At 69.8% G+C, this 9,159-nt stretch carries 9 protein-coding genes; 5 read left to right on the top strand and 4 right to left on the bottom strand.

What is annotated here, in order from left to right:
- Positions 1–1,834: LuxR family transcriptional regulator (locus tag IZR01_RS45480; RefSeq protein WP_228561307.1), on the top strand; the 1,834-nt coding region annotated here is incomplete at its 5' end.
- Positions 1,835–1,921: 87 nt separating this feature from the next.
- Positions 1,922–2,590: a hypothetical protein gene (locus IZR01_RS45485; protein ID WP_194899067.1), complete on the top strand. Its 669-nt coding sequence runs from the start codon at positions 1,922–1,924 to the stop codon at positions 2,588–2,590.
- Between the two features lie 45 nt (positions 2,591–2,635).
- On the opposite strand, the gene IZR01_RS45490 is transcribed toward IZR01_RS45485, so the two are convergent.
- On the bottom strand, positions 2,636–3,217 hold the full coding sequence (locus IZR01_RS45490; protein ID WP_194899068.1) for a TetR/AcrR family transcriptional regulator: 582 nt from the start codon (positions 3,215–3,217) through the stop codon (positions 2,636–2,638).
- A 146-nt stretch (positions 3,218–3,363) separates the two neighbouring features.
- Between IZR01_RS45490 and IZR01_RS45495 the strand changes: the two genes are divergently transcribed.
- On the top strand, positions 3,364–3,714 hold the full coding sequence (locus IZR01_RS45495) for an antibiotic biosynthesis monooxygenase family protein (RefSeq protein ID WP_194899069.1): 351 nt from the start codon (positions 3,364–3,366) through the stop codon (positions 3,712–3,714).
- Between the two features lie 52 nt (positions 3,715–3,766).
- Positions 3,767–4,153, top strand: a complete 387-nt coding sequence (locus tag IZR01_RS45500) for a VOC family protein (protein WP_194899070.1) — start codon at positions 3,767–3,769, stop codon at positions 4,151–4,153.
- A 107-nt stretch (positions 4,154–4,260) separates the two neighbouring features.
- Here the strand turns inward: IZR01_RS45500 and IZR01_RS53890 are convergent, their stop codons facing one another.
- Positions 4,261–6,066: an RICIN domain-containing protein gene (locus IZR01_RS53890; RefSeq protein ID WP_194927455.1), complete on the bottom strand. Its 1,806-nt coding sequence runs from the start codon at positions 6,064–6,066 to the stop codon at positions 4,261–4,263.
- A gap of 88 nt (positions 6,067–6,154) precedes the next feature.
- On the bottom strand, positions 6,155–7,060 hold the full coding sequence (locus IZR01_RS45510; RefSeq protein WP_194927456.1) for a phytanoyl-CoA dioxygenase family protein: 906 nt from the start codon (positions 7,058–7,060) through the stop codon (positions 6,155–6,157).
- A 65-nt stretch (positions 7,061–7,125) separates the two neighbouring features.
- Between IZR01_RS45510 and IZR01_RS45515 the strand changes: the two genes are divergently transcribed.
- Positions 7,126–7,983, top strand: coding sequence for a helix-turn-helix domain-containing protein (locus tag IZR01_RS45515; RefSeq protein ID WP_194927457.1), 858 nt, complete (start codon positions 7,126–7,128; stop codon positions 7,981–7,983).
- Positions 7,984–8,065: 82 nt separating this feature from the next.
- On the opposite strand, the gene IZR01_RS45520 is transcribed toward IZR01_RS45515, so the two are convergent.
- A partial coding sequence (locus tag IZR01_RS45520; protein ID WP_228561308.1) for a hypothetical protein occupies positions 8,066–9,159 on the bottom strand: 1,094 nt, incomplete at its 5' end.

Here is a 9,159-nt window from a genome sequence, read left to right on the forward strand (position 1 = left end):
CGCCACCACCGCCCGCGACCGCGGCGCGATCCCGTCCGCCATCGAACTCGCCGACCTGGCCATCCGCTTCACGCCACCAGAGGCCACCACCGCCCTGACCCATCGCCAGATCGCCGCCGCCGAACTGCACTACATGCGCGGCGACACCGCAAAGGCCTGCGAACTGGCGGGCGCCGCCTGGCCCGTATCAGCCGGCGCCGACCTCCCGACCCGCCGCCGCGCCCTGGCACTGTTCACCCACACACTGCTGTACACCCAGGGCCCCGCCGCCGCTCAGCGGGTGGTGGAGGCGGCGCTGCTGGCTGAGTTGACGGCTGAACCGGAACCGGAACCAACCGCCGATCCGAGCGCTGTCCCTGGTACTAACCTGGTCGGCGACCTGGCCCGTCCGACCGGCGATTCGGCCGACGCGACCGCTGAAGCGACCGCCGACGCGACCGGACACCTGACTGGCGACTTGCCCGCAGCCCCGACGGGCACACCGATCAGTGCCCCAACCCCCGCCGACCCCTGCCTGCGCTCCCTCGCGCTCGCCTTCGCCGCCGACTTCAACGTCGCGATCGACCCGCCCTACGCGCGCCGCTGCGCAGTCGAGGCGATCCGGATCTGCGATCGGCTCGGTGCCGAGGCCGATCCGGCCGCGCTGGCGACGGCGTTGCTGGCGTTGGTCGAGATCGACATGTTCGCGGGGCGGGGCGTGGATCGTGCGCTGGTCGAGCGGGCTCGGGTGGCGCAGGCGGGGCAGCGGTGGGTTCCGTTTATTGAGCTCGCTGAGGTGCGCTTCGGGCTCAGCATCAAGTATGTGGACGACCTCGACACCTCTCGCAGTGTGCTGACGCGGATGGTGCGGCGGGCGCGGGAGGTGGGGGAGACCTCTGGGGTGGCGATCCTTTTGGCGCATCTCGCCTATACCGAGGTGCTGGCCGGGCGGCCTGGGGCGGCGCGGCTGGCGTTGGCGGAGTTCGAGGAGGCGAGGCGGGAGGCCGGGCCCGGGATCGGTGAGCCGGCGTCGTTGACCGTTGCACGGGCGCTGGTGGCGATCATGGATGGCGACTTGGACGGCGGCGAGGCGACCCTGATCGCGGCGTTGGAACGGCTGCCGCCGATCCCGCTGGTGCGGGTGATCATGGATACGCCGCTGGCCACGATCGCGCTGCTGCGCGGCGACGTGGAGCGGGCGATCACGCTGCTGACCGGCGTGCTGGAGCAGGCGCGGGCGGTGCACGTCCACGAGCCGGCGGCGCGCGGGCGTCCCGAGGGCGACCTCGGCCAGGCGCTGGTCACCGCCGGTCGGCTGGAAGTGGCCGCCGCGGTCGCGGCCGAACTCGCGGAACTCGGCGCGCGCCTGGAGCGCCCGACGCTGAGCGGCATCGCGTTGCGGATCCAGGGGATGATCGCCGCCGCCCGGGGCGAGCTGGACGTGGCGGCCGAAGCGCTGACCCGCGCGGTCCAGGCGCACGCCGCCTCGCCGATGCCGATCGAGCGCGGGCGGAGCCTGCTCGCGCTCGGGCAGGTGCAGCGGCGGCGCAAGGCCAAGCCCGAGGCACGTCAGGCGCTCCAGGACGCGCTCGACTGCTTCACCGAACACGGCCACCGGCCGTTCGCGCAGCTCGCCGAGGCGGAGTTGGATCGGGGCCAGCGGGCCGCGGCCGGCTCGCTGCTCACCGCCTCCGAACAGCGGGTCGCGGATCTGGTGGCCGACGGCTTCACGAATCGCGAGGTGGCGGCGCGGCTGTCGATGAGCGTGCGGACAGTCGAGAGCCACGTGGGGTCGGTGTTCCGCAAGCTCGGGGTGCGGTCGCGAACTGAGCTGGCCGGGCGGTTCAAACAATAGGCAACGCAAACGCGTGGTTCCACGGGTTCAATGCGGCATCGAAATCCCTAGTGTCGGTCCCGATGGTTCGGACCCCGGGGGATACTCATGTCACTAGCGATATCGGTCACGATCCTGGCCCTCGCGACGCTGGCCGCCGGCCCGGTGCGTACCTACACCTGGCGGGTCTATCTTGGGGCGGGACTCGTCGGCTTCCTCGCTGACAGTGCACTGGTTCGCCTTACCGAGCCGGCAGCCGAGGACGACGTCATCAAGGCACTGCTGTTGGCGCTGGCCGTGGTGCTGATCGTGGTGCTGGCCGTGGTGCTCGCTACGCGGCGCCGTGACGTGCGGCCGTCAGCGCTGGACCTGACGCTGCTCGGATTGTGGGCCGGGGCCGGCTGGCACCTGCTGGACACCGGGATCGTCGGTCTGGGACTGGGCATCGGCGTGCTCTACCGACGCCGATGGAGGCTCGCGTGGGTGGCCGCGCCGGTCGGACTCGTCCTGGCGTTCGCTGGTGGGACGACAGCCGGCAACCCGATACCGTCGTGGATGGTCGCGTTCTCGCTCGTCCTGAGCAGCGGAATCGCCGCCATGACTTGCTTCGAGTGGCGGCATGGCACGCAGCGTCGACTCGACCCGACCGGCTACGCATCGTCCGCCTCAGCGATAGTGCCAGTGCTCTGGCACGTGGTCCCACGCTGGCTCTGGCTCACGGCCGCAGAAGGCGAGCGGCGCGGGACGCGACTGGCAGAGCTCCAGAGGGGAGATTGAGCGGCCGGTGGCCAACGTCGCTGTGTGCGGCCCCGGACGCGTGCTTCAGGGCGTGGGCGCGGTGAGATACCGCTGGATCGTGGGTCCGAGCCAGTCCACGATTTCCTCGCGGCTGAGCGCCACGCTTGCCGGGAACCGGAGCACGTAGCGCGTCAGCGCGAGCCCCAGCACGGCCGAGGCGCACAGTGCCGCCCGCGCAGGTGCCTGCTCCGGCTCCGGGCCCACGTGGCGGGCCAGCGGGATCAACTGCTCGCGCAGCACGCTCCCCATGCGATCGGCGGCGGCCGGGTCGGTGGCGCCGACCCGCATCAGCGCGGTGAGCTCCCCGTTCTCCTCCCACAGGGTGAGGAAGTGGCGCACCAGCGTGCGGCCGATCTCTTCGCGCGGTTCGACGGGCAGGCCGGGTAGCTGGGGGTCGATCGAGACGGCCGCCGCGAACAGGCCCGCCTTGTTGCCGTAGTAGCGCATCACCATCGACGGGTCGATGTTCGCGTCGCGCGCGATGGCCCGGATGGTCGCCTTCTCGTAGCCGTCCGCCGCGAAGCGCTCGCGGGCCGCGGCGAGGATCGTGGCGCGGGTGGCGTCCGAACGTGGTGCGGCCCGCTGGTTCTCGGTGCTGCCGGTCATGCCAACAAGTGTAGGCCAACGCGTGTTGACAGTCCAAGGCCATGGTCTTATGGTTGCCAACAAGCGTTGGCCAACACTTGTTGGCAACCATGCGTTGGCAACGCGCGGTGCCATGGGACAACCGATAGCGAGAGGAAGCGCCGAAAATGGCCAAGTTGCAGAGTCTGGACCCGCACACGCCGATGTTCGCGCAGTTCAGGGAGAAGACCGGGCCCATCGTCCTGGCCAACACCTTCGTCGTGCCGAAGGAGAGGACTGAATCGTTCCTGGCCCTTTTCCGGAAGCAGGCCGAGTTCATGAAGGCTCAGCCGGGATTCGTCTCCCTGCAGATGCACAGGGGAACGGCGGACAGTCAGCTTCTGATGAACGTCGCGGTCTGGGAATCCACCGAGGCGCTGGCCACGGCGTTCAGCACCTCCGAGTTCCAGCGCATGGCGGCCGAGTCTCCCGACGACATCGTCTCCTACCCGCACATCTTCGAGCAGTTCGACCTATGACCCGGCAGCTGTTATGCGCGTAACGTCGTTCCCGTCCCGAAAAGGAGCCATCATGCCCGTGGAGCTGAACCACACCATCGTCCCCGTCCGCGACCCGCAAGCCTCGGCGCGGTTCCTGGCCGACATCCTCGGCTTGAGCGTCGACCCGCAGGTGGCGCACTTCACGCCGGTCACGCTGGCCAACGGCGTCAGCCTGGATTACGACCGCGTGGCCGACTTCGAGCCGCACCACTATGCGTTCATGGTCAGCGATCAGGAGTTTGACGCCGCTCTCGCCCGCATTCAGGACGGTGGAATCACCCACTACGGCGATCCCGCATGCCAGAAGATCGGGGAGATCTATCGCAGCAAGCCCGTCGAAGGTCGCAGGGGCACCTACTTCCGCGACCCCGACGGGCACCTCATGGAAATCCTCACGCCGGGCATCGCCAAGTCGTGACGGCCAGACCTACGGGGCTCCCGGCCCGACCGCGCCCGGCCTGATCGCCGGACCGTGCCCTCGAACTGCTGGCACGAGTCCGGCTCGATACGCCCTCGATACGCCTCCTAGTTCGGCAAGAACGAGATCGTCTGCTCCGCGGTGCTGCGGTCTCCGCCGACCGGGCTCCCGGTGACGTTCGTCCACGTGCGCTCGGGCGTGGTCTCCGCCGACCGGCTGTCATCCGACGAGAGGCCGAGGACTAGCCCGCTGTAGCGGCTGACCAGGCGGAACGTGCCCTTGCCGCCGTTGCCCGCAGTGTCCCGGACCAGGAACCACTCCTGCCCGACCGTCGGTCCGCCCGGGCCGATCGCGGTGAGAGCGGGCTTGGCGCCCCAAGCCCGGCCCGCGTCACTCGTCGAGTCGACGCCGAGCGCCTGGCCGCTGCCGACGTTGGTGATCGTGTAGGCGCCGTCGCCGGTCGCGGTGAACTTCCACGAGGTCTGATCCGTCCGGCCGAGGTGCGAGGTCGAGATCGCGTCCGCACCCTCCTGCATCAGCACCCTGTGGTCGGCGCCGGCGATCCGGTACGTACGCGACAGATCGAGCGGCGCCTGGGCCGGCGCGGTGGAGTCGATGGTCGTGTCGGCCCACTCGCCGTCGGAGCTGTGGCACGCCACCGAGCAGTAGGCGCGGAACGACTTGCCGACGATCATCTGGTCGGCCAGGTTGGCGTCGTCGACGATCCATCGATACCAGGACCCTGACGTGTAGGCGCCGGTGTCGCCGATGAGGTGCCACCGCTGCGTAGCCAGGTCATCGGTCGCGTAGTACTGCTGCGGCCCGGTGTCGCCGGTGACCGCCGGCTGGCCGATGTACAGGCCGAGGTAGGCGTCGTACGTGATGTTCATGTACGCGATCGGCGACTTGGCCGGCAGAGTCCCGGCCGCGATCTGCTGGTCGGTGGTGCCGGGGTTGGCCGGGTTGTAGTCCTTGCCCGGCGGGACGTAGCCGAGCGGGTAGTCCGCGCCGACCGGCTCCATATCGCTTTCCTTGCCGCCGATGCCGGGCTGCGACCAGCGCCCGTCGTACCACTTCTGCCAGGTGCCGCCGGCCATCTTCCCGGAGATCGGGGCGCGCGCCACGTGTGCCAGCCAGTCCATGGCACCGGCCTGGCCGCCCTTGGGAATCACGCGCGAGGCGTAGTAGACGTAGAAGTAGCCTGACGCGTAGTCCACGAACAGGCGCTGGTCGCCGTCCCCGTAGTCATAGGTCTGATTCGGGAACGCGGTGTCGTCGCCGCGGGTGGTGCTGTACGGCGAGGTGATCGCGTGGCCCTCGATGGCCCAGGTCTTGCCCTGGTCGTGCGAGACCGCGTAGTCGATGCCGTCGTAGTGCCAGCCGTCGCCGAACGGTTGCGGGGTGAACTCGTTGTGCACCAGGCCGTACCAATCGCCGGTGTCCGGGTCGACCCAGGTGCCCAGCAGATCGCAGAAGTCCTTCTGCGTGTAGGAACTCCGGCTCGGGTCGTAGCTCGACGCGACGCCGGTCGGGCCGTTGTTGCAGCGCCACGTCGTGTCGCCGTTCTTGTCCCGCGGATTGGCCGGGTTCACCGCGGTGCTGGTCGACGCGTCGTACGCGGCGTCACCGAAGTTCGTCCCGGAGTAGAAGCTCCAGTCCCGTGGACCCGTGGCCCCGTATTCGGAATCGGACTCCTGGAAGTGGAACGAGCCGTCCTGGTCGATGAACGAGCTGGCTGGGGTGTCGTCTTGATAGGGGTGCGTGCCGACCGTTCCGATGCCGATCGTGTAGCTCGGTGCGGGACGGCCGTGGGCCGGGTTGACCGCGGCCGAGGCGGCGTCGACCTGGGTCAGCGTTGCGGCAGCGAGGGCGGCGCACAGGGTGGCGATGAGGGTTTTGCGGGGTGGGGGCACTGAGGTTCCTCTCTTCTGGACCAGGGTCCTTACTTCGGTCAGGGGGTCCGTCTCAGTCACAGGCCGTCTCAGTCACAGTTCGTCTCAGTCACAGGCCGTCTCGGTCGTGCCAGTGCTGCTGCCACCGCGCGTCGACCGGCAGGCCGGCGGGCTGGTAGCGGATGTCGGTGGACAGGCGGAACGCGCCGTCCGGGTGGCGGTTGTCCAGGGACGCGTGGATGACATGCGCGGTGTGGATCATCACGTCGCCGGCCCGGAAGTCGGTGACGAGCCAGCGGGCGTCGTGGTCGTCGGCGAGCGCGGGGAGGTCGGCGGTCATCGAGGCGGCCGGGCGCTTCAGCGTTCCGGCGGCTTCTTCCGCGCGCACCCTGCGGTGGCTGCCGTCGAGATAGATCAGCGGCCCGCGGGCCAGCGGGACGTCGCCGAGCGGGATCCAGGCGGACAGCACGTGGTCGGTGCCCTCGCGCAGGTAGACGAGGTCGTAGTGGGCCTGAGTCGCGGTGCCGACGCCGCTCTCGCCCGGTCCGACGTGGCGGATGATCTTGCGGCGGTGCAGGTGCAGGCGGTCGGTTTCGAAGAGCTTTGCGAAAAACTGGACGAGTGCCGGGGTACGGCACAGGGCCTCGTACTCGGGACCGGGAACGATTTCCTGGAACAGAATGCGACGCAGGGCACTGTGGTCGATCGACTGCCTATCGGCGGCCGTGCCGCTGACGGGATCGGTCCCGGGCACGATCAGCCCGGCCGAGGCGAGGGCCGCGAAGTAGTGGCGCCGGAAAGCCAGCACGAGATCCGGGTCGAGTAGACCCGGGAGGTAGAGACAGCCGCTGTGAGCCAGGCGCTGCCTCAGCTTCCGGGCGTCGGCGCGATCGGCTTCGGGGACCGGCTCCAGGCGTCCGAGCCGGCCGGGGTCCTCGGCGAGCCGGTAGCCGTTCGAGGTGAGACCGGACGCGGCGAGGACTCCCGTCGAGTCGGCGAATCGAGTGGCGGACATGAGAGCCATGGTGCTTACTCGGGATATGCTCCGGCCATGCACAGGTTCCGCTGGCACTTGGACTTTTGTCGACTGACATCGCGATGACCGCCTCGGTCGCCTTCTACTCCACACCCCCAACCGAAGTGACGGCGCTGGGGCTGGCCGTGACCGGCGTCGGACGCATCACCGGACAGCGGGCGTTCCGGGCCCGGCGCCGACTCGCCAGCTACGCCGGAGTGCTGGTGACGTCCGGATCGGGGCAGCTGACCCTGCCCGGCCGCCCCGAATCCCACGACGTCGCGGCCGGCTCGTTCTTCTGGCTGCCGCCCGGCGTCCCGCACTCCTACGGGCCCTCGCCCGGCGACTGGTCGGAGCTGTGGGTCCTGTTCGAGGGCCCGGCCGCGGCCCGGTACGAGGACCTGGGCTACCTCGGCGGCGGGCCGGCCGTCGTGGAACCGGTCGACGCGCGGCAGACCGGCGCGGTGTTCGCGGAGCTGTTGGAATCGGGGGCCCAGCCGGAGTCGCTGGCCCGGCACGTGCGGGCCTCGGCCTTGCTGCACACGCTGATCTGCTCGGTCGGGACCGTCCGGTCGGCCTCCACGCAGGACGAGCCGGGGCGCCGGGACACCGGTCGGCGAGCGTTGGAACTACTGGAACGCGACGCGCATCTACCGATAGCGATCGGCGACATCGCGCGGCAGCTCGCGGTCTCGCGGGACACGCTGGCCACCGCGGTCCGGGAGCTGACGGGATCCACGCCGACCGACTACCGGACCCGGCTGCGGCTGAACCGGGCGAAGTCGCTGCTGACCGACACCGATCGGCCGATCGCGCGGATCGCCGAGGACGTCGGGTATCCGGACCCGGCCTACTTCACGCGGATCTTCACCAAGAGCATCGGGCTGGCGCCGAGCGCTTTTCGGCGCCAGCAGAAGCCGTGAATCGACGCCGGTCAACGAATCGACGCCAATCAACGATCAACGCCGATCCACGAATCAGGGCCGACCCACGAATCAGGGCCGATCAACCGGCGCCGCGCTGGATCACCCTGCCCTGCCCATCCGCGGCCAGCGTTCCCATCCCCTTGTCCCCGGTCACCACGACCCGGACGGTGATCGACCCGCCGAGACCGGTGACGGTCGCCTCCCAGCGCTGCGTCGTGCCGATCCCGGGGGTGGCCTCAGCTTCCCGCACCAACGTCGGGATGCGGTCGTAGGCCGGCGAATCGACGTCGAATCCGCCGACCTTCACCGTGCTGGGGAGGAAGGCGACCGTCAGCTGGTCGTCCTGCACGACGACGGTCAGCGCCTGCCGGCTGAGGTCATCCTTCGTCACCGACTGGACCGACGTCAGCAACGTGCCGGGATCGAGCATCGACTCGCCCGCACCGAGCGCGACCGTCCCGACGTCCGAGGTGATAGTGGTGGTCGTGGTCGTCGTCGTGTCCGACGTCGATGACGACGAAGCCGGCGGATTCGTCGCGGCCGCGGCCTTGTCAGAGGTGAACACCTGGTTGTGGAACAGCCCCAGGATCGCGCCGGCACCGACCGCCAGGCCGAGGAACATGAGCAGGCAACCGGTGCCGCTCAGCGGCGCGTCATCCTTCGAAGCCGGCCCGGGCACCGAGTCCAAGACCGCCGTGGCGGCCCGCTCGGCCCACTCCGACGTCGGCTTCTTCAGGATCCGCGCCTTCACCGGCCGCTCCCGCGGATACTCCACCACCACGATCCCGCGCGGCTGGTAGCGGGGGACCGCGACGAGGTTGATGTGCTGCCGGAACTCGACGCGGAAGCCGGGCTCGTCGTCCGGCACGACGCTCAGCTCGAACCGCACCGACACGTCGCCGTCGTCGTCCGCGCCGCCGACCGCCTGCAGGCTCTCGATCATCGCCAGCGCGGTCACCGTGCGCGTCCCGGCGGTCGGAGCCTCACGGATAAGACGGGGCAGCACAGCGAGGTACCAGAGCAGCCCGTAGGCCGGCAGCAGAACCAGTCCTAAGACGACAAGCATCACCCGATCCACCACGCATCCGCTGATGAAGGCGGTCAGTGCGGCCCCGGCCACGACGGAGGTCAGGAATCCCCGGACGCGGTGGGTCGGGGCGGGGGTGTCTTGGG

This window comes from Catenulispora pinisilvae (assembly GCF_015356865.1).
GTDB classification, from domain to species: Bacteria; Actinomycetota; Actinomycetes; order Streptomycetales; family Catenulisporaceae; genus Catenulispora; species Catenulispora pinisilvae.

Excerpts from the sequence above, each read along its gene's own strand:
- IZR01_RS45490 (WP_194899068.1), bottom strand. The coding sequence starts at position 3,217 with ATGACCGGCAGCACCGAGAACCAGCGGGCCGCACCACGTTCGGACGCC.
- IZR01_RS45510 (WP_194927456.1), bottom strand. The coding sequence starts at position 7,060 with ATGTCCGCCACTCGATTCGCCGACTCGACGGGAGTCCTCGCCGCGTCC.
- IZR01_RS45500 (WP_194899070.1), top strand. The coding sequence starts at position 3,767 with ATGCCCGTGGAGCTGAACCACACCATCGTCCCCGTCCGCGACCCGCAA.
- IZR01_RS45485 (WP_194899067.1), top strand. The coding sequence starts at position 1,922 with ATGTCACTAGCGATATCGGTCACGATCCTGGCCCTCGCGACGCTGGCC.
- IZR01_RS45495 (WP_194899069.1), top strand. The coding sequence starts at position 3,364 with ATGGCCAAGTTGCAGAGTCTGGACCCGCACACGCCGATGTTCGCGCAG.